Annotated in this window: 17 protein-coding genes; all 17 read left to right on the top strand. The window is 65.7% G+C overall.

The features are described 5' to 3' along the window. Positions 1 to 7 precede the first annotated feature (7 nt). The 17 genes from OEJ36_RS16635 (at position 8) to OEJ36_RS16555 (ending at position 20,453) form a co-directional block, all read left to right on the top strand. On the top strand, positions 8 to 769 hold the full coding sequence (locus OEJ36_RS16635; RefSeq protein WP_263402453.1) for a DUF4123 domain-containing protein: 762 nt from the start codon (positions 8 to 10) through the stop codon (positions 767 to 769). A gap of 59 nt (positions 770 to 828) precedes the next feature. Continuing rightward, a complete protein-coding gene (locus OEJ36_RS16630; RefSeq protein ID WP_263402452.1) occupies positions 829 to 1,356 on the top strand; it encodes a DUF3304 domain-containing protein in 528 nt (175 codons plus the stop codon). A 94-nt stretch (positions 1,357 to 1,450) separates the two neighbouring features. Further along, a complete protein-coding gene (locus OEJ36_RS16625; RefSeq protein ID WP_263402451.1) occupies positions 1,451 to 1,972 on the top strand; it encodes a DUF3304 domain-containing protein in 522 nt (173 codons plus the stop codon). Between the two features lie 94 nt (positions 1,973 to 2,066). Continuing rightward, positions 2,067 to 2,594 (top strand): DUF3304 domain-containing protein, encoded by a 528-nt coding sequence (locus OEJ36_RS16620; protein WP_263402450.1) that lies wholly within the window; start codon positions 2,067 to 2,069, stop codon positions 2,592 to 2,594. Beyond that, a complete protein-coding gene (locus OEJ36_RS16615; RefSeq protein WP_263402449.1) occupies positions 2,582 to 4,903 on the top strand; it encodes a T6SS phospholipase effector Tle1-like catalytic domain-containing protein in 2,322 nt (773 codons plus the stop codon). Before OEJ36_RS16620 ends, OEJ36_RS16615 begins: the two co-directional genes overlap by 13 nt. Then, positions 4,900 to 5,163, top strand: coding sequence for a PAAR domain-containing protein (locus OEJ36_RS16610; protein WP_263402448.1), 264 nt, complete (start codon positions 4,900 to 4,902; stop codon positions 5,161 to 5,163). The genes OEJ36_RS16615 and OEJ36_RS16610 overlap by 4 nt, the downstream gene beginning before the upstream one ends. Further along, positions 5,100 to 6,287, top strand: coding sequence for a hypothetical protein (locus tag OEJ36_RS16605; protein ID WP_317891583.1), 1,188 nt, complete (start codon positions 5,100 to 5,102; stop codon positions 6,285 to 6,287). The genes OEJ36_RS16610 and OEJ36_RS16605 overlap by 64 nt, the downstream gene beginning before the upstream one ends. Before the next feature lie 49 nt (positions 6,288 to 6,336). After that, positions 6,337 to 9,645: an ImcF-related family protein gene (locus tag OEJ36_RS16600; protein ID WP_411861022.1), complete on the top strand. Its 3,309-nt coding sequence runs from the start codon at positions 6,337 to 6,339 to the stop codon at positions 9,643 to 9,645. Continuing rightward, entirely contained in the window at positions 9,642 to 11,222 is a 1,581-nt protein-coding gene (gene tssA, locus OEJ36_RS16595; RefSeq protein WP_263402446.1) for a type VI secretion system protein TssA, read from the top strand. Before OEJ36_RS16600 ends, tssA begins: the two co-directional genes overlap by 4 nt. Positions 11,223 to 11,249: 27 nt before the next feature. Continuing rightward, positions 11,250 to 13,019 carry a type VI secretion system baseplate subunit TssF gene (tssF, locus tag OEJ36_RS16590; protein WP_263402445.1) on the top strand — a complete coding sequence of 590 codons (1,770 nt, stop codon included), beginning with the start codon at positions 11,250 to 11,252 and terminating at the stop codon, positions 13,017 to 13,019. Continuing rightward, positions 12,983 to 14,074 (top strand): type VI secretion system baseplate subunit TssG, encoded by a 1,092-nt coding sequence (tssG, locus tag OEJ36_RS16585; protein WP_263402444.1) that lies wholly within the window; start codon positions 12,983 to 12,985, stop codon positions 14,072 to 14,074. The genes tssF and tssG overlap by 37 nt, the downstream gene beginning before the upstream one ends. Further along, complete coding sequence (gene tssJ, locus OEJ36_RS16580) at positions 14,055 to 14,591, top strand: type VI secretion system lipoprotein TssJ (protein WP_263402443.1); 537 nt, start codon at positions 14,055 to 14,057, stop codon at positions 14,589 to 14,591. The genes tssG and tssJ overlap by 20 nt, the downstream gene beginning before the upstream one ends. Before the next feature lie 3 nt (positions 14,592 to 14,594). Next, entirely contained in the window at positions 14,595 to 15,026 is a 432-nt protein-coding gene (gene tssE, locus OEJ36_RS16575) for a type VI secretion system baseplate subunit TssE (protein WP_263402442.1), read from the top strand. Between the two features lie 27 nt (positions 15,027 to 15,053). Then, positions 15,054 to 16,181: a type VI secretion system ImpA family N-terminal domain-containing protein gene (locus tag OEJ36_RS16570; protein ID WP_263402441.1), complete on the top strand. Its 1,128-nt coding sequence runs from the start codon at positions 15,054 to 15,056 to the stop codon at positions 16,179 to 16,181. A gap of 118 nt (positions 16,182 to 16,299) precedes the next feature. Further along, the gene (locus OEJ36_RS16565) at positions 16,300 to 16,881 is read left to right on the top strand and encodes an RNA polymerase sigma factor (protein ID WP_263402440.1); all 582 of its coding nucleotides are present in this window, start codon (positions 16,300 to 16,302) and stop codon (positions 16,879 to 16,881) included. Further along, on the top strand, positions 16,878 to 17,876 hold the full coding sequence (locus OEJ36_RS16560) for a FecR family protein (RefSeq protein ID WP_263402439.1): 999 nt from the start codon (positions 16,878 to 16,880) through the stop codon (positions 17,874 to 17,876). The genes OEJ36_RS16565 and OEJ36_RS16560 overlap by 4 nt, the downstream gene beginning before the upstream one ends. Positions 17,877 to 18,011: 135 nt before the next feature. Then, positions 18,012 to 20,453, top strand: coding sequence for a TonB-dependent siderophore receptor (locus tag OEJ36_RS16555; protein WP_263402438.1), 2,442 nt, complete (start codon positions 18,012 to 18,014; stop codon positions 20,451 to 20,453). Positions 20,454 to 20,526 lie beyond the last annotated feature (73 nt).

Below are 20,526 nucleotides of genomic sequence, written 5' to 3'. Positions count from 1 at the left end.
GCATGGAATGAGTCGACCTCTTGTTTCCTGGCTCGAGCAGATTGCCCACATGGCCTCGGCGTCGGAGCTCGGCCATGTCGACCTATTGGTCGATCAGGCCAACTGCGAGCACGCCGTCCTGCCAGCCCTGAAGCTGATCGAGCCGGACATGCCCTGGTTCTCCCTGTTCAGTGGCCTGCCCGAGGAGGCGCTGCTGGACCAGGCTCCCTTGCTCATGCGCTTGAGCCTCGACGAGTGGCGCCATAGGAGCTGGTTGGAGGAGTTGGTGGAGCACCTGGCTCCGCAGTCGCGACTCGTCCTGCTCATGTCTCCGCTGCCGTTCGAGTCGCTGGCCAGGACGCTTCAAGGCCTTTCGCAACTGGAGTGGGGCGGCCAGAGCGGGTTGCTGCGCTTCTACGACCCACGCGTGTTACCGCATCTGCTGAAGGACGTGCTGAGCCCCGAGCAGCGGGAGCACTTCCTGGGCATGGCGTTGTTCTGGGGCTGGCTGGATCGCGACCAGCAACCCGTCTGGCAGCCCGGTACCTACCGTTCAAGTGCTGCCGCAACTGAGCCCCTGCCAGCCATCGTCCTGACCGATCAGCAGTACTTCAGCCTGGGCCGTCTCAGCGATGCCCAGCAACTGTTGGGGCTCGCCAGTGAGCGGCTGCCGAACGACACGAACGAAAAACGGTTCGAGGCCTGTTGTCGCTTGGTACTTAAAGCAGAGCAAGAGGGGAACTTCGGCGATATCCATGCCTATGCGATAGGTAACTTCGAATATATCTAATGGGAGATGTTGGCTGGGTATTTCCGAGAGGCTTCGGTGGTAAAGGATATGAGGGGCGGATGACTAGGAAGTTAGGCTTAAAGTTATTGTCGGGATTGTTGTTGGTTTTGGCTGGGTGTTCGTTGGGGGAGTCTGAATACTTGGGAGGAGATTTATGGGCGGTTAACCACGCGTCGGCTGCTATTAATAATTTCTCTGTCAATGGTTATGGCGGCGGTAATGCAAACCCTCATGGCTATGGTGGTGGGGCTTGCTGCGTGATGCTGCCGCGTGAGTGGCGGCCGGGAATATTGATGAAGGTGGAGTGGGAGACCGACCCAAATACTGTTGAAAACGGGAAGACCTTCCCAGGGTTTGTAAACCGAGAAAAGTTTTTGGCTTGGAAAAATAATGCTGAATCTAACTTCCAACGGCACTCTGCCATCGTTCCACTGCCGCCATATGATCAAGGTCTATGTGCTCTGGAAGTTCATTTCCTACCCTGCCACCAGGTCAAGGTTACAACGGCCTGTTGGGGTTATGGCTCGCCCAATAATCCAATCAAGGAGCCTCTGGAAATGAAGGAGCCGCCGGTATGTCCGAAGTGAGCCATAACGCAGTTGTTGTATCGGTAATAAACGAAAGCTTTTTGTATCAGCTGGCTTTCATTTGTAACCGGAATATCGCTGCGAGGGATTAGTGATGAGAGTGAGTTTTAAACTCAGGTGGTTATTGGGATTGATGCTCTTGGGTTTGTCGGGGTGTTCGCTGGGAGAGTCTGAATACTTGGGGGGAGATTTATGGGCGGTTAACCACACGTCGGCTGCTATTAATCATTTCTCAGTCAATGGCTATGGCGGTGGTAATGCAAACCCTCATGGCTATGGAGGCGGTGCTTGCTGCGTGATGCTGCTGCGTGAATGGCAGCCGGGGATATTGATGAGGGTGGAATGGGAAACCGACTCTGATCCTTATGCCAAGTCTCCGCCATTAGGTACTGATGAGTTTCGGGCGTTTATGGTCAAGCATAAGGCTAACTACGGACATCACACCGCCATCGTTCCACTACCGCCCTATGAAGAGGAGGGCCTATGTGCATTGGAAGTGCATTTTCTTCCCTGCCATCAGGTCAAGGTCACAACTTCATGCTGGCGTTATCCCTCGCCCAATAGCCCGATCACGGAACCCTTGGAAATGAAGGAGCCGCCGGTATGTCCGAAGTGAGCCATAACGCAGTTGTTGCATCGGTAATAAACGAAAGCTTTTTGTGTCAGCTGGCTTTCATTTGTAACCGGAATATCGCTGTGAGGGATTAGTGATGAGAGTGGGTTTTGAACTCAGGTGGTTATTGGGATTGCTGCTCTTGGGTTTGGCAGGGTGTTCGTTGGGAGAGTCTGAATACTTGGGGGGAGATCTATGGGCGGTTAACCACACGTCGGCTGCTATTAATCATTTCTCCGTCAATGGTTATGGCGGCGGTAATGCAAACCCTCATGGCTATGGTGGTGGGGCTTGCTGCGTGATGCTGCCGCGTGAGTGGCGGCCGGGAATATTAATGAAGGTGGAGTGGGAAACTGACCCTGATCCTTACGCAAGGATTAAGCGAAAAACATCTGGCTATGGATTTGATGAAGAAGCTTACGCTCAGCACAGAGCAAACTACGGGAATCACACTGCCATGGTTCCACTTCCGCCCTATGAAGAGGAGGGGTTATGTGCATTGGAAGTTCACTTCTTTCCCTGCCATCAAGTAAAGGTGACGACATCATGTTGGCGTTATCCCTCGCCCAATAGCCCGATCAAGGAACCCTTGGAAATGAAGGAGCCGGCGGCATGTCCGAAGTGAAAACTAATGCTTGGGTACATGTGCCGGCAGCCTTCCCCCTGGCCGGGCGTTTGCCCGCTGATACCGGTGCGGTACGCGCCAACCACCACAAGCAGATGGTCGAGGAGCTGGCCCATCGGCAGCGGCTGAATGCCGCTCAGGGTGGGCCGGGAGCTTCCACCTGCGCCCACAGCCTGCATATAAGCCTGTTCTTCGATGGCACCAACAACAACGAGGAACATGACACCCGTACGGCTGAGCCACCCCACCCCACCAATATCGCGCGGCTCTACCATGCCTCGTTGCTGGAGCAGGCTTGTGGCTATTTCCGCTATTACATCCCTGGTGTGGGGACGCCTTTCCCGGAAATTGGGGAGTTGGAGTTCTCCAAGCGAGGAATGGCGACCGGCTATCGCGGGGAGGACCGCATCAACTGGGGCCTGCTACGGCTGGCCGATGCCTTGATGTTTGCACTGAATGACAAGAAGGGACTCAAGCTGCCGCAAGCCCAGGCACAACTGAAGAAGATGGCCACCTCCTGGCCATTGACCGACCTGGGGCGCGCCAGCCGCCGCGCGGCGATGCTGGAGTTGCTCGAACCCTTGCGCCAGCGGGTGGGCAAGGCGCAGCCGACGGTGGTGGCGATCAAGCTGTTCGTCTACGGCTTTTCCCGGGGGGCGGCGGAGGCACGTACCTTCATCACCTGGCTCAGCGAGCTGTTCGATACCCCCGAGGGAGCGGACAAGCCGGAGCAGAGCTTGCTGGGCATACCGCTGCGTATCGAGTTCCTCGGCCTGATGGATACGGTGGCGTCGGTGGGCAGCGCTCATGTGGCACCCTTCGCCTCCGGGCATATGGACTGGGCCGACGGCACCTTGCCGCTGCCCAGTGCCGAGCGCTTTCCGGGGTGGATCAAGGACTGCCGGCATTTCGTTGCCGCCCACGAGCAACGCCTGTGCTTCCCCCTCGACTCGATCCGTGACGAAGCGGGGCACTATCCCCCTTATGCCCGGGAAGTGGTTTACCCCGGCGTGCACACGGACCTGGGAGGCGGCTACCCGCCGGGCGATCAGGGCAAGGCACGGGGCGGCCAGGGAGAGCTGTTATCGCAGATCGCCCTGCATGATCTCTACGCAGCGGCCTTCGCTGCGGGGGCACCGTTGATGGTGCCGGAGGTGATGGTTCCGGAAGAGTTGCGACAGATAAAGCCGCTTCGTCAGATGTCTCTCGACATTAAAGAGGAGTTCGATATCACTCCAAGCCTGATCCGTCGCTTCAACGCCTGGCGCAGCTCCACTTTGGGCTTATCGGAAACGGCACCGGCGGAATCATCGAGCCATGAGCCGCAACAGGCAGGCCATGACCTTGAAACCCTTATGGCTACCCAGCTGGCCTGGCTCACCGGATGGCGGATCGAGCGTTTCGCCCGGGGCAGCTACTCCAGCCAGCCTTTCTATGGGCAGGCGAAGCAAACCAATGCGACGCAGCAGAAGGTGGAGGAGGAGGCCCTCAAGGCGCGGCGGCAGGCGCTCAAGCAGAAGCGACTGGAGGCGCGTGGCAACCCCGATGTAAGGCTCGTGGGCGAGCCGGATTACGAGGCGGTGCTGGACCAGCAGCAGATACGCGAGGCTGCCGTCGAGTTCGAGCATGACTACATGGAGCGCTGGCGCCAGCAGACCGGAGTCGGCGGGTTCGTGCTGGATGTGCTGGTGGGCGATACGGTGCTGCTGCTCAATGACGACGACGAGCTTGCCGAATTCCGGCGGCTCAAGGCCGAGGGCGAGGCGCGGGCGCGGGAGCTGTTCGTGGAGACCCGCAAGGGGCGCTACGAGGTCAGCGAGCAGCCCGACCGGGCGGCGCTGGTGGCGCTGTTCGACGATCAGGTGCACGACTCGCGAGCCTGGTTCCTGCACAGTTTTCTCGGCTCACGCGAGATGTGGGGGGACTACTTCCGCTATCGCATGGTGTATTTCGGCACGGAGTCCAACAAGCGTGCCACGCCAGTGGTGATAGCCGGGCGCGTTGTCGGGGTCGCGGTATTGCTGGGAGGCGTCTACGCCATTCGCAAGCATGGCTGGAAGGGGCTGGCGGGCACCCTGGCGGCTGGGAGCATCGGCTACCAGGTGATCAATGCTGCCAGTGGCCAACCGGTGCCCTTCCTGCCGGGTATGGAGGAGGCTCTCCAGCCCACCCATGCCATCGGCGAGGTGGTGGCTGAGCAGCGGCAAGCGTTGTTCGCCGCCGAAGAAGAACAGCGCATGCAGACCATGCTGGGCTACCTGCGCAAGACCGGCGGGCTGGTTGAGCAGGCCAGGGCGGTGTTGCCATGAAACCCCTGGTACGCATGGGCGACCCGTTGCTTCCCTTTGGCGGCGAGGTGCTGGAGGGGCATTTCCTGGCCTTCGGCAAGCCGGTGGCGTTCGTCGGCGCCAGCGCTCGCTGCAACAAGCACGGCATGACGCAGATAATCCAGGGCGCCTCGCTCTCCAGTGTGCAGGGGCAGGCGGTGGCCCTGGATGGCCATCCGTGCGCCTGTGGTTGCCGGGTGGTGAGCACGCTGCCCGGTTCCTCGATGAGCGTATTGCCATGAAGCGGCCTCCACGGTTTCCCGGCTACATGGAGCCCGGTGTGCCGCAGTGGCGGCGCTGGTGGCTGGCTCTGCTGTTGCTCTGGGGCGCCCAACTGGGGCTGACCCTGGCCCTGTGGCCCGAAGGGCGGCCCCGCCAGGAGCTGTGGCTGTTGTGTGTGACGGTCCCGTTGGCCTGGTCGTTGGCCTTGGCGTTGCGCTCGCTGGTATGGCAGGTGGGCCTGATCAACCACGACGCCCATAGCGCCACTGTCGAGGCCGCACTGCGTGATTGGTGGCATCGGCGGGGCGCGACCTTGCCGGTGGAGCAGGTGCTGCTGCTGGGGCCGGCCGGCGATGCGCACCGGCACTATCAGGGGCTGATGGCGGCGACGCCGGTACCCGAGCCGGTCCTGCTGGCCGACGGAGAGCCTGTGCTGCGTTGCCAGGTTTCTCTACGTCGAGCCGAGGAGCGGCATGCAGCATTGGGCCAGCACCTTGCGCGACAGCTGCTGGCGTTGCCTGAGCAGAACATCCGCTGGCCTGGTGTCCGAGGCCTGGCCTGGGTTGGAGAAGCCGAGGGGAGGGCTGCTTTTGTCGAGGCCCTGGCGACCGCTGGAGTGCTTCTGCCTGAACACCGCTGGTCGCTGCATAGCCTGGATGATCTGGACGTCTTGATCGATTGCTTTCCCCGAGCCTGTCCCGAGGACGTGGACGTGCTGCTCTGTGCCGGCGTGGTGTCCTTGGCCGGGGCGGAAGAGGGAGTAATGCCTGGCGAGGCGGGTTTCGCCTGGGTGATTGGCCATCGGGGTGCGGTGCAGCTGCACCGTGGCGAATACCTGTTGGCTGGCAAGGAGTCCGCCAGTGAAGCGTGCACGCAGATGCAGCGTTACGCCGGGCTGAACGAGGCGCCGGCGCACTGCCTAGCGTTGGATGCCGCCAGTCACCTGGCCTTCGTTGAAAGCGGCTGGCAGGCCGGTGCGCATCAATTGGTCGCTCATTGGGGGGCGCTGGGGCTGCTGGCGCCATTCGTGGGTATGTCCCTGGCGTCGTTGCAGGTACAGGAGAGTAGCCAGCCTTGTGGCTGGCTGTGCGCTCAGGGAGAGCGAGGCATGGCAATGGGTGTGGTGGTGCATGGCAACGGATAAGAAAGAACGCCCGAGCTCTCTGGGGCGCGCGGCGTTGGTCTACCTGTTGATGGTGAGCATCCTGGTGCCATTGGGCGCCCTGCTCTATGGCCTGTGGGGAGAGGGGCTGGGCCTGCCCGCAATCGCTTTTGCGGAACTGGCGTTGCGTAGTCTGGTGGTCTGGCTGGCGCTGTGCCTGTTCTGTCCGGTGTTTCTGCTGGCCTGGAAGCACCTGGCGATCACTCAGGCCCGATCCATGATCGGGGGTGGCGAGGGGGAGGGCATCCCTTCCGCGGGGCGGCGGCCCGAGCCTCAAGGCTTGCCCATGTTACGTACGTACCTGCGCCAGAACCTCGGCCTCTTCTGGCGCCGCAAGGCCCGTCTCCTGCTGGTGATCGGCGAGCCGGACGACGTTACTGCAATCGCCCCGGGCCTGGCTGATGCCCAATGGCTGGAAGGCGAGGGCGTGGTGCTGTTGTCGGGGGGCGCTGCCCAGGAGGCCGTCAGCGATGCGTGTCTCGAACAATGGCGCAGGCTTCGTCCGCATCGGCCCCTGGACGGTATCGTCTGGGCGCTCAGCGAGCAGCAGGGTGCCGATCCTGAGTACCTGGCCCGCTATCAGCGTCAGTTGCGCGATATCGCGCGACGGTTGCGCTGGCAGGCGCCGCTGCATCTCTGGGAGGTCCGTCGGAGCGAGTGGCAGCAGCCGGCCGCCGACGTGGCCGTGGGCTGCACGCTGCCGTCGGGTGCCGGGCCGGTGCAGCTGGAGAGCCGCCTGAGTCAGCTGTTGCCGCTCTTGCGCGAGCAGGGCCTTGCTCGGATGCGGGGCGACAATCGCCATGACTTTCTCCTGCGCTTAGCCCAGGGTCTGCAAGACGATGGCATTGCCCGCTGGCGGCAGGCCTGGGCGAACCTGCAGCGCGGTTCCGGGCTGATGTTGCGTGGCTTGTGGTTCAGCCTCGTGCTGCCCGGTACTGCGAGCACTGTGTCGCATCAGTGGCTGCCGCACCCGACCTGGCGCGGCATCCTGGCTGATGGAGATACGGGTGGCCGGCCGCAGGGGTGGAGCTGGGCACGTGCAGCCAGTACCGCCCTTCTCAGCCTGGCCGCAATCTGGGGAGTGGGGATGCTGGTGTCCTTCGCCGGCAACCGCGCGCAGATCGCCGAAGTTCAGGTGGCCCTGGCCGCTCTCGAACAACCCCGCGAGGGCGACGAGCAACTGCTCGCCCTCGACGCCCTGGTCCATGAACTCGATCGCCTCGACCATCGCGCGCAGCATGGCGTGCCCTGGCACCAGCGTTTCGGCCTGAGCCGGAACGATGGCCTGCTCGCGGCCCTCTGGCCACGTTACGAGGCAGCCAACAACCGGCTGGTCCGTGACCCGGCTGCGGCGGGCTTCGAGCGCCAGCTGCGCACGCTGCTCAGCCTGGCGCCGGGCAGCCCGGAGCGCGCCGCCCGTGCCCGCGATGCCTACGAGCCGCTCAAGGCCTACCTGATGATGGCGCGACCGGAGAATGTCGATGCGGCATTCCTCGGCAAGGCGCTGGCCGCCGCTGGGTCGACGGGGGCCGAGATCGATGCGGGCACCTGGCAGGACGTCGCCCCCAACCTCCGGCGCTTCTATGCCGAGCACCTGGGTGCGCATCCCGGCTGGCGCATCATCCCCGACCCTGGGCTGGTCGCCCGGGCCCGTCAGCTCCTGGTCAGCCAGCTCGGCCAACGCAATGGTGAGTCGACCCTCTATCAGCAGGTGCTCGACGCCGTGGCCAACCAGTACCCGGCCCTGGGTCTACAGCAGATGGTGGGTGATACCGATGCGCAGCTGTTGTTCTCCACTGCCGCTGAAGTGCCCGGTGTCTTCACCCGCCAGGCCTGGGAGGGTGGGGTGCGCAAGGCCATCGAGGAGATCGCCGCGGCGCGTCGGGAGAAGATCGACTGGGTGCTCAGCGATGACCGCAGCCAGATCGCTGCCGAGCTGACCCCCGAGGTCCTGCGCGAGCGCCTCGTCGGGCGTTACTTCCAGGATTACAGCCGGGCTTGGCTGGACGTTCTCAATAGCCTGCGCTGGCACGAAGCCGGCAGCCTTGCCGATGCCGTCGACCAGCTCACGTTGATGACCGACGTGCGCCAGTCGCCACTCATCGCCCTGGTCAACACCCTGTCCTACCAGGGCCAGGCCGGTACCCGTACCAAGGCCCTGGGTGACTCGTTGCTGCAGTCAGCGCAGAACCTCATCGGCCAGGACCAGACGCCGGTCATCGACCAGTTGGCCGGGCAGCCGAAAAGCCCGCTGGACGACAGCTTCGGCCCACTGCTGGCCTTGCTCGGCAAGGCGGCCGAGCAGCAGGGCAGCGACGACAGCCTCAGCCTGCACGCCTTCCTCACCCGGGTGACCCGGGTACGCCTTACGCTGCAGCAGGTCAGTGCCGCCCCGGACCCTCAAGCCATGGTCCAGGCCCTGGCGCAGACCGTATTCCAGGGCCGCAGCATCGACCTCACCGACACCCGCTCCTATGGCAGCCTGATCGCCGCCAGCCTCGGCAGCGAGTGGAGCGGCTTTGGCCGCGCGTTGTTCGTCCAGCCGCTGGAACAGGCGTGGCAGCGCATCCTGCAGCCTTCTGCCGCCGGGCTCAACGGCCAGTGGCAGCGAGCCATAGTCGGCCCCTGGAACGGCGCCTTTGCCGGCCGCTACCCATTCGCCGCGAGCGCAGCCGATGCCTCGCTGCCCATGCTCGGGCAGATGATCCGCTCCGACACCGGGCGCATCGACCAGTTTCTCAGCCGGCAACTGGGCGGCGTGCTGCGCAAGGAGGGTAACCGCTGGGTGCCCGAAAGCGCCCACAGCCAGGGGCTGCGCTTCAATCCCGACTTCCTGGAGGCGATCAACCAGCTCACGGCCCTGGCCGATGTGCTCTACACCGACGGCGGCATGGGCATCGGTTTCGAGTTGCGGGCCAAGCCGGTGCGCGACCTGGTGCAGACCACCCTGACCCTCGACGGCATTCGCCTGGCGTACTTCAACCAGCGGGAGCGCTGGCAGCGTTTCGACTGGCCCGGCATGGCCGACCACCCCGGCGCCCGGCTGAGCTGGACCCACGCCAGGAGCGGGGAACGGTTGCTGGGTGACTACCCCGGTACCTGGGGGCTGATCCGCCTGCTGGAGCAGGCCCGGGTCACCCCGCTGGACGACAGCGAAACCCGCTATCGGCTGCTGCTCGAAACCCCCGATGGACTGGGGCTGACCTGGCACCTGCGCACCGACCTGGGTGCGGGGCCCCTGGCGCTCCTGCAGCTGCGTGGTTTCCAGCTGCCAGCGCAGATTTTCCTCGACGGCGGTGGCGCCGCGTTACCGCTGGCGCATTACGGAGACCTGCCATGAGCCTGTCCGCACTCATCGCCAATTGCCTGGGGCAGCGCGATGCTCTGCTCCTGGCGCGCCGTCAGGCGCCGGAGTGGGAGCCCTGGCTGCAGCCCCTCGGCAAGGACGCGGCGGTCGGCAAGGACCCCGGCTATGACGATGACTTCCAACGCATGCGCGATGAGGTCAACAAACTCTCGGGGGCCGACACCGAACTAGTCGTACAACTGGCTGAGGTGCTGCCCAAGCGGCGCTGCAAGGACCTGCGCGTAGCGACCTACTACCTCTGGGCACGCATGCAGAGGGACGGCGAAGCGGGTCTTGCCGATGGGCTCAACCTGCTGGCCGCGCTGCTGGAGCGTTTCGCCGACGACATCTTGCCAAGCCGCGCCAACAGCCGGCGCATGGCCCTGGAGTGGCTGGCCAGCGCCAAGGTGCTGGACGGCCTCTCGCTCTATCCCGAAGTGGTGAAGGTCGAAGCGGAGCGCACCGTTGCCGCGCTGGCCTGGCTGGACCATGGGCTCGGTGCCTGGCCGGAGGAGCAGCGGCCGGCACTGGGCGCGCTCTATGCCGCGCTGTCGAGCCGCCTGGCGCAGTCCGGCGGGGTGGACGCGCTGGTGCCGCAGAACAGCTCGGCTCACGAGGCGGTTCGGCAAGGTGCCGCGCCGATGGCCACCATCAGGTCCGGACGCGACCTGCTCGACAGCGGTCGCAGCCTGGCCGGTTATCTGCGCGAGCAACCCCAGGGCTGGCTGGCGGCGCACCGGCTGATGAAAAGCCTGCGCTGGGACACGGTGCACCAGCTGCCCCCGGCGGAGGGCAGCGGCAACACCCGGCTCGCGCCCCCGCGCAGCGAATACCGGGCGCAGCTGAAGCGGCTGCACCTGCAGCAGAGCTGGAGCGAACTGCTCGACCAGGTCGAGCGCATCTACGCCGAAGGGGTGAACCACTTCTGGCTCGACCTGCAGTGGTACCTCTGCCAGGCGCTGAGCCGGCAGGCGGCGCCCGAGGACGGCTGGGCCGATATCGTCAAGCGCGACCTGGGCATGCTCCTCGACCGCTTGCCGGGCCTCGAGTCCCTGCGCTGGAGCGACGGCTCGCCGTTCGCCGACGAGGGCACCCGCAACTGGATCGCCCAGCATGTCAGCGGCAACCAGTCGCCCCAATGGCTGCCCGCACCCGCTGCTCCGGCCTCGATGGACGCCGACATCCTCGAGCTGGAAGGCAAGGCGCTGGCCCAGGCCGACAGCGAAGGCGTCGAAGCCGCGATCACCTGGCTCGGTGCGCGGCCAGGCCCTCACAGCGGACGCCAGCGCTGGTTGCTGCGCTTGCTGATGGCGCGGGTCGCCGAGCAGTGCGGCAAGACCGACCTGGCCATTCACCTGCTGGCAGAGCTGGCAGCCACGGCGCAACGCCAGGCCCTGGCCGAGTGGGAGCCCGACCTCGCCTTCGAGGTGCAGGCGCGCCTGCTCAAGCTGCTGCGCCTGAAATCCCAGCGCACCGACGTGGACAAACCCGCCCTCGGGCGCCGCAAGGAGGCGTTGCTGGCCGAGCTGGTCAGCATTGACCCGGTCCGCGCGGCGGTGTTGTGCAACTGAGCCTTGATCGAGACAGGAAACATGCTTGTGGATATGGACAACCGGACGCTGCGTTACTTCGACGCGGAAATGCGCTACCTGCGCGAAGCCGGGCAGGAGTTCGCCGAAGCCTTCCCCGACCGGGCGGCGCACCTCAACCTGAACCGGCCGGGGGCCCGCGACCCCTACGTCGAGCGCCTGTTCGAGGGCTTCGCCTTCCTCATGGGGCGCCTGCGCGAGAAGCTCGACGATGACCTGCCGGAGTTGACCGAGGGCCTGGTCAGCCTGCTCTGGCCCCACTACCTGCGGACCATTCCGTCGTTGTCGATTCTCGAGCTCACTCCCGACCTGCAGCAGATGAAGCGCAGCGAACGCGTCGAGCGCGGCTTCGAAGTGCTGTCGCAACCGGTGGGGCCGCAGCGTACCCGCTGTCGCTACACCACCACCCAGGACCTGACCCTGCAGCCGTTGGCGGTGGACTCGTTGCGCCTGGCCCATGAGCCGGATGGGCGCCCTGTGCTGCGCCTGCGCTTTGCCTGTGGCGCGCTGACCGAATGGCCGCAGGTGGACCTGAGCCGGCTGCCGCTGTACCTCAACGCAGAAGCGCCGGTGGCCAGCGCGCTGCACCTCGCACTGACCCGCCAGGTGCATGCCCTCTATGTGCGCTTGCCTGGCACACCGGAACGCATGCCCGTGCACGGGCATTTCTCCGCCAGTGGTTTTAGCGAGGCCGATCGGCTCTGGCCCAAGGGCGACAGCGCCTTCAGCGGCTACCAGTTGTTGCTGGAGTACTTCAGCTTCCGCGAGAAATTCATGTTCGTGACCTTGCATGGCCTGGAGCGGCTCGAGGTGCCGGAGGGCGCGCCCTGGTTCGAACTGGAGGTGGTGCTGGCCGAGGGTTGGTCCCATGACTTCCAGCCGCGCACCGAGCATATCCGCCTGCACGCGGTGCCGGTGATCAACCTGTTCGCGCTGGAAGCCGATCCGCTGCGCCTGGACCCGTTGCAGAGCGACTACCTGCTGCGCCCCATGCGCCTGCAGGACGGGCACACGGAAATCTATTCGGTGGACCAGGTCACCGCTTCGAAGAATGCCGAGCGCGAGGACTATGTCCCCTTCACCAGCTTCCGCCACAAGGGCGGGATGCTGCGGGACGACGCCCCGGAGCGCTACTTCCATACCCGCCTCAAGCGCGGCGCGAATGGGCTGCACGACACCTGGCTGATCCTCGGTGGCGAGGGCTTCGACGTCGATCGGCTGGTCGCCGACGAGAGCCTGTCGCTGCGCCTCACCGGCACCAATGGCCAACTGCCGCGCAAGGCATTGCAGAGCACCCTGCTCGACACCCTGGTGCAGTCCACCCAGGCCGGCTTGCGGGTGCGCAACCTGTGCGCGCCGACCTTGCCTTGCTACCCGCCCAGCCGCGACCGCTTCCACTGGCGCGTGCTTAGCCACCTGGGGTCGAACTTCCTGCCCATGCTGGGCAACGCCGAAGTGTTGCGCGGCACCCTTGCCCTTTACGACTGGACCGCGAGCGAGCTGAACCGTCGCCGCCTGGAAGCCATAGTCGATGTGCGCCACCACCTGATCCAGCGCTTCGAGAAGGGCTTCCTGCTGCGCGGGGTCGATATCGAAATCACGCTGGATGCCAACGGCTTTTCCGGGGAAGGGGACATCAGCCTGTTCGGCGAGATGCTCAGCCGCTTCTTCGCCCTCTATGCCGATGTGCACCTGTTCAACCAGCTCACGCTGATCCTGCAACCCACCGGAAAATGCCTGCGATGGAACGAGAATCACAGCCAGCGTATTCCCGGCTGAACGCCAGCGGCCTGCTGCAGGCCCTGGAGGGGCGCGTCGCCGAAGCGAATCTCTACCGCTTCTGCCAACTGCTGGAGCAGGCCCTCCCGGGGCAGCCTCCCCTGGGGGCTACCGAACGCCCGTCGGACGACCCGGTGCGCTTCCGCCCCGACCCCGGCATGGGCTTCCCCGCCGCTGAGCTGAAGGCCATCGAGATCGACGAGGAACAGCCCGGGCCGGCCACGGTACGCACCCGCCTGCTGGGGCTGTACGGTGTCGACTCGCCCCTGCCCACCGCCTACCTGGACGACATCGCCCAGCGCCGCGAAGGGCATGAGGCCCTGGCAGCCTTCCTCGACATCTTCAATCACCGGGTCTTCACCCAGCTCTATCGCATCTGGCGCAAGTACTCCTACCCGGCGACCTTCGAACCCGGTGGGGCCGACGCCACGTCCCAGTGCCTGCTCGGGCTCATCGGCCTGGGCATTCCCGGCACCGCCGGGCACGTCGCGACCCCGATCTCGCGCTTTCTCGCCCTGCTCAGCGTCATGCACCTGCCCACCCGCAATGCCGAGGGTGTAGCGGCGCTGGTCAAGCTGCTGGCACCCAACACCCGCGTCACCGTCACGCCGCACTGGCCGCAGCAGGTGGTGCTGGAGCGGCCCGCACGGCTGTCGGCGCGCTTCCCGGTGAGCCTTTCCCAAGGCACGCCGCTGGGGCCACTGGGGCGTGATGCCAATAGCCAGTTGCACCTCGCGCTGTTCACCGACGACCCGGACGAGGCTCGGGGCTGGTTACCGGGTGCACGCCTGCACAGCGACCTGCTGGTGCTCCTGCGGGTCTACCTCGGCTGGCGCTGCACGGCGCGGCTGCAGCTGTCCTTGCCGATCCGCTGCCTGCCACGACCGGCGCTGGGCCAGGCCGGGCTGCTGCTCGGCATGACGGGCCTGCTGGGGCTGGGCAGCAGCGGGCGGGTGGGCGAGCAGGGCACGGTCAGCCTTCCGCTGGGGCGCTATCGAGGCCTGCGGAACAATCCCGAACACAGAGAGGCACAGCATGTTGCGTACCGTTTCTAGGCCCCTGCTGCCCGCCATGATGGCCGCGATGCTTGGGGGATGTGGCCTGTATCAGAGCATCGGCGACGGTTCGACGGAGTTCGCCAGGTCGATCTTCTACAAGCAGGTGAAAACCCTGCATCTGGACTTCAGCGCCCGAGCCGCGATCAACACCGACCCGAACGACATGTTCGGACTTTCCGTGCCGACGCTGGTGCGCGTTTACGCGCTGCGCGATGGCCAGGCCTTGCAGCGCGCGTCCTATGACCGCCTGCTGGATGACAGTCGCAACGCGCTCGGCGCCGACCTGCTGGATGAACGCAGCCTGGTGATCAACCCCGACGAGGGGGCGCAGCTCAGCGTGCCGTTGGACGAGGCCGCCCAGGTCGTCGCGGTGGTCGCCCTGTTCCGCCAGCCGGACGCCGCCGTCGACAATTGGCGCCTGCTGCTCACCCGCGACGAACTGGACCCGGACCAGCCGCGGGTGATCGAACTGGGCTACAACCGCCTGACTCTGCGCCCGCTGCCCGAGGACTGACGGATGACCGAGCACGCCCCATCGCTCTACGAAACCTTGCTGCAGAACTTCACCGGCGAGCTGGAGCTGCACCAGGTGCGCGAGGAAGACCAGATCGTCCTCTCGGTGCTGGACAACCTCCAGCGCATCCTCGCCAGCCGTGCCGGCTCGCTCAGCCACCTGCCGGACTACGGCCTGCCGGACATGGGGCAGGTGCTTCAGGGGCTCCCGGCCGCCGCGCACGGGCTGATCGGCGCACTTACCCACACCCTGCTCAAGTACGAACCGCGGCTGGCGGACCTGCAAGTCCGCCTGTTGCCCCAGACGCAGCCGGGGCACCTGGAATACAGCCTCGATGTACGGCTCGGGAGCGGCGAGCAGGCCACCTTCGGCACCACGCTGGCGCCGACAGGCAAGGTGCTGGTTCGCCACCTCAGGCGGCAGAACTATCTCTAGACAGGACCCGATGCAGGAGTGAACACCATGAACGGACTCGTTGGCCGTGTGGGGGAGCATCCCCGCGAGCACGGCGACCTTGCGGCGCTCTACGAGGAGCTGGCCAAGCTGCACCACCCCGCCTGCCCGGATATCGACTGGCGCAGTGTCGAGCAATGGTGCCGGGAGTTGCTCCGTGACAACGGCAGCGACCTGCAGATCGCCGCCTTCCTCGCCCTGGCGCTGGCCCAGCGCTACGGGTTGCCGGGAGCGGCCGAAGGCATGGCCTTGCTGAGCCAGCTGCTGGCCGGTGCCTGGGATCGCTTGTGGCCACGAAATGCGACGGAGCGGATGGACATCCTCGCCTGGCTGTTCACCCAGTTGCAGCCGCTGTTGCGCGGGCTGGACATCGGCGGGAAGGACGCCCCGCTGATCCGTGGCCTTGAGGCCGACCTGGCCCTGTTGCAGGACGTTCTGGGGCGACAGCGCCTCCCCGCGATGACGGCGATGCGGGCACTGAACCAGCAGGTCGCCACACTCGCCGGGCGTTTGCAGGATGATGCGCCTCAACCGCCCCGCACTACCCGTGAGCGCAAGGGCGCATCACCCGAAATGCCCATGCGCCTGTTCATCTCCATGCCGGAGCAAGGACAGGCGGCACCGATCGTCTACCTGGATCGGCGACCGACCGGGCGAGGGCTGCGTATCGCCCTCGTGCTGCTCGGCCTCGTCGCGTCTGCGTTGGCGGGTGTGTTGGGCTGGCACCACTGGCAGCGGCTGCAGGAAGAGGCCCGTGCCGCCACGGAGCCGATTCGGCTGGACAGCCTCCAGCTGTTCGCTTCCGGCAGCGCGGAGCTGAAGCCCGACTCGACCAAGGTGCTGATCAACGCCCTGGCCAACGTCAGGGCACAACCGGGCTGGCTGATCGTCATCACCGGGCATACCGACGCCACCGGCGACGAGCTGCGCAACCTCGCCCTGGCACAGGCCCGGGCCGCAGCGGTCCGTGACTGGATGAAGAACATGGGGGATGTGGCAGACGACTGCTTCGCCGTGCGCGGCCATGGCTCGGGGCAACCCATCGCGGACAACGCTACCGAGGCCGGACGCGCGGCCAACCGCCGTGTCGATATCAGCCTGGTACCGGAGCCGGGTGCCTGCCAGGCTCCTCGTTGAGGTCGTTGCCAGCGCTCCCGGCCCGGGGGCCGGAGGCGTACGGTCGTCGCCTCGCTGTTAATTGTTATTTGATAAGCATTATCATCCGCGCTCTCTTCCTCGAAGCCTGCGCCGTTCCATGTCCGATACCTCCTCACCGGCCGACCTGCCGCCGGATGCGCCCGCATCCGGCGATCCGTCGCGGCGCGAGGATCTGTTGCGCGTGTTCCTCGCCCAGCGGGAGCGGATGGAGGCGCTGGTCAGTCGTCGCGTAGGCTGCCGCGCCACGGCGGCGGACCTGGTCCAGGATCTGTTCCTGCGCTTCTGGCGCCGCCCGGCGGCGCCGGTGGAGGACCTGGCCACCTACCTGTTGCGCAGCGCCCACAACCTGGCCATCGACCACATGCGCAGCGAAGGCGCGCGCACCCGCAACGAGGCCGGCCTGCTGCTCGAACAGGATGAGGCGCCGCCCCCGGAAGCGGCGCTGGAGGCCGGTAACGACCTACGTCACGTTGAAGCGGCCTTGCGCTCGCTGCCCGAGCGCACACGCCACATTTTCCTGCTCAACCGCATCCACGGCAGCACCTATGGCGACATCGCGCGCGCCATGGGGCTTTCCCAGTCCGCCGTGGAAAAACATATGATGCGTGCCTTGGAAGCCTGCAAGGCCAGCCTGCAGGACAGGCCGGCCACCATCTCGCCGGGGAGCGCGAAACCATGAGTCTCGATCAGCAGCGGCCCGTCGCCGCCACCAGCAGCCAGCATGCCGTCGAGCAGGCGGCCTGGCTGTGGATCGGGCGCATGCAGGGGCGGCCTTCGCCGGCCCAGCGCGAGGCCTTCGAGCGCTGGCTCTATGCCGATGTCACCCATATCGAGGCCTACGCCCAGGCCCAGGAGCTGTGGCGCCGCACCTGGCCGGCGGCCCATGCCATCGCCGCCGAGGAAGACGCGCGCCTGCGCCAGTACCTGGAGCGCATGGCCGTGCCGCCTGCTCGTTGGCGGCGCTGGGGCGCCCTGCTGGCGATGGTCGCGAGCCTGGCCCTGGTGGTCTGGGGCGGCGGCTGGAAACCCGTCGACTGGCTGCAGGACCTGGGCGCCGACTATGTGTCTGCGCCCGGTGAGGTGCGCACGGTGGAACTGGCCGACGGCTCGGTGATCACCCTGGACGCCGACAGCGCGGTGAGCGTCGAGCTGCGCGCGGACGAGCGCCATGTCGAGCTGCGCCGGGGTGCTGCCTTCTTCCAGGTCAGCCATGGCGAGGTGCCGTTCGTGGTCTACGCCGCTGGTGGCGAAGCCCGGGTGCTCGGCACCCGCTTTGGCGTGCGGCTGCGCCACGGCGGCGCGCGGGTCACGGTGGAGCAGGGCAGGGTGGGCGTCACCGCCGCGCCCGGCCAGCCCCAGGACGTGCTCGCCGCCAACCAGCAACTGGTCTATGGCGAAGGCAAGGCCGGTGAAACCTGGACGGTGGACGCCCAGGCGCAGCTGTCCTGGCGGGAAGGGCGGCTGACCTTCTACAAGACGCCCCTGGCCGATGTGCTGGCCGAGCTGGCGCGTTACTACCCGGGGCGCATCGTCCTGCTGGATGACGAACTGGCCGCGCGGCGCATCAGCGGCAGCTTCCCCAGCAACGACCCCCACGCCATCCTCGACTCCCTGCGCGCCGTGGTCGGTTTCCGCCAGCACGAGGTGCTGGGCCGGTTGATCGTGTTGCGCTAGCTGTTTGGTGCCTGTTCTATTTTTTTGAAAAATATTTTCAATTTCAGGTGAGGTATCCGCTCGCGGGCTCCGTGTAGGAGGTGGAATGCGATTTATTCGCAAAGAAACCCATCAGCCAGGGGGCAGGTCATACCCATGAAGTACAGGACATCGCGGTTGCAGGGCGGCGCATTCAAGCGCCTCGGTCTGGTTTCGGCATTGCTCGCCCTCGGCCACGTGGGCGTGCTGCCGCTGGCCCATGCCGCCGATGCCGAGGCGCCCGCCGCCGCGCTGGCCAGCGTGCATGAGTTCGCCATCGCCGCGCAGCCGCTGCCCCAGGCCCTGGCCGCCTTCACCCGTGTCACCGGGCTGGCGCTGGTCTACACCGAGGATGCCGCCTACCAGGTCCAGGCACCGGCGGTGAACGGCCGCATGAGCGCCGAGCAGGCCCTGGCGCAGATGCTGGCCGGCAGCGGGCTGGGTTATGCACAGGTCAACCCCGGCACCCTCACCCTGGTGCCCCGCGCCAACGACGGTGCGCTGAACCTCGATGCGGTGAACATCAACTCCCACCAGCTGGCCGCCACCAGCTACCAGCCGCCGCCCACTACGCGCCTGATGCGCTCGGAAACACCGCTGCTGGAGATCCCCCAGGCGGTGGCCGTGGTGCCCCAGCAGGCGCTGCTCGACCAGCAGCCGCAGAACCTCGACGACGCCCTGGCCAACGTCAGCGGCATCACCCAGGCCAACACCCTCGGCAGCACCCTGGATGCGGTGATGAAGCGCGGCTTCGGCGACAACCGCGACGGCTCGATCCTGCGCGACGGCATGCGCACCATCCAGGGCCGCAACTTCACCGCCACCGCCGAGCGCGTGGAAGTGCTCAAGGGCCCGTCGTCGATGCTCTACGGCATCCTCGACCCGGGCGGCGTGATCAATGTGGTCAGCAAGAAGCCCTTGCTGGAGGACTACCGCGCCATCACCGGCCGCGCCTCCACCTATGGCGACGGCAAGAACGGCAGCGGCGGTACCCTCGACGTCACCGGCCCCCTGGGGGATTCCGGCCTGGCCTACCGGGTGATCGCCGACTACGACGACGCCGACTACTGGCGCAACTTCGGCCACAACCGCGACAAGACCTTCGCCCCCTCCTTCGCCTGGTACGGCGAGGACACCACGGTGAACCTCAGCTTCGAGCACCGCGAGTACTCGGTGCCCTTCGACCGCGGCACCATCTTCCTCGGCGGCAAGCCGCTGAACATCCCGGCCGAGCGCCGCCTGGACGAGCCCTACAACATCACCGAAGGCCGCTCGGACCTGACCATCTTCGACCTCTCGCATCAGCTCAGCGAGGACTGGAAGGCCCACTTCGCCTACAGCTACAACCGCGACACCTATGACGACTATCAGGCGCGGGTGACCGGTGTGAATACCACGACCGGAACGGTCGGGCGCCGCCTCGACGGCACCCGTGGGGCGGTGAGCACCGAACATTTCGCCACCTTCGACCTGGACGGCAAGGTGCAGTTGGGCGGCATGCAGCACGACCTGCTGATGGGTGTGGACCATGAGTACCGCAAGTTCTACCGCGAGGACCTGATCCGCCAGACCACCACGCGCCGAGTCAGCTACACCAACCCGGTCTATGGCCTCGATCCGATTCCTACCACTGTGTCTGCAGATGACAGCGACCAGACCGATCGCGTGGTCACCCAGTCCGCCTTCTTCCAGGATTCGGTGCACCTCAACGACCAGTGGATCTTCATCGCCGGCGCCCGCTACCAGCTCTACGACCAGCTTGCAGGCCGTGGTCGGCCGTTCAAGAAGAACACCGATATCGATGGCCAGGTGTGGGTGCCCCGTGTCGGGCTGGTCTACAAGATGACCGACGAGCTGTCCCTCTATGGCGGCTACACCGAGTCGTTCAAGCCCAACTCCACTATCGCGCCGCTGACCGGGACCGCCTCAATCAACACGGTGGAGCCGGAAGAGGGCAAGTCCTGGGAGATCGGCGCCAAGCTGGATATGCCGGGCCGCATCACCGGCACCCTGGCGCTGTTCGATATCGTCAAGGAAAACGTCCTGGTCACCCAGAACGTGACAGTCAATGGTCGGACCGACACCATCGCCAGCGCCGCTGGCGAAGTGCGCTCCCGTGGCGTGGAGCTGGACCTCACCGGCCAGGTCACCGACAACCTCAGCCTGATCGGCACCTTCGCCCTGCTCGACGCCGAAGTGACCAAGGACCCGAAACTCAAGGGCAACGAACTGCAGAACGTCGCCAAACACACCGGGTCGCTCTCCGCCGTCTACGACTTCGGGCCGCTGTTCGATGGCGATCGCCTGCGCATGGGGGCCGGTGGTCGCTATGTCGGCTCCCGCGAGGGTGATGCGGAGAACACCTTCAACCTGCCGCACTACGTGGTTGCCGATGCCTTCGCCAGCTACGAAACCCCGCTGGGTGACAACCGCCTGAAGCTGCAGCTGAACGTGAAGAACATCTTCGACAAGACCTACTACAGCTCCTCGGTGAACCAGCTCAACGTCTCGGTCGGCGACCCGCGCCTGGTGCAGCTCTCCAGCACCCTGGAGTTCTAAGCCCCGATCAGCCCCGCACGGTGGACCGGTGAAGCGTGGTCCACCCTACTGGCATCACACCGAGCACGGTGCA

The organism is Pseudomonas sp. PDM13 (assembly GCF_025685765.1).
Taxonomy (GTDB): domain Bacteria; phylum Pseudomonadota; class Gammaproteobacteria; order Pseudomonadales; family Pseudomonadaceae; genus Metapseudomonas; species Metapseudomonas solani.
The sequence above is the reverse complement of the archived record's forward strand: the minus strand, read 5'-3'. Positions and strand labels throughout refer to the sequence as shown.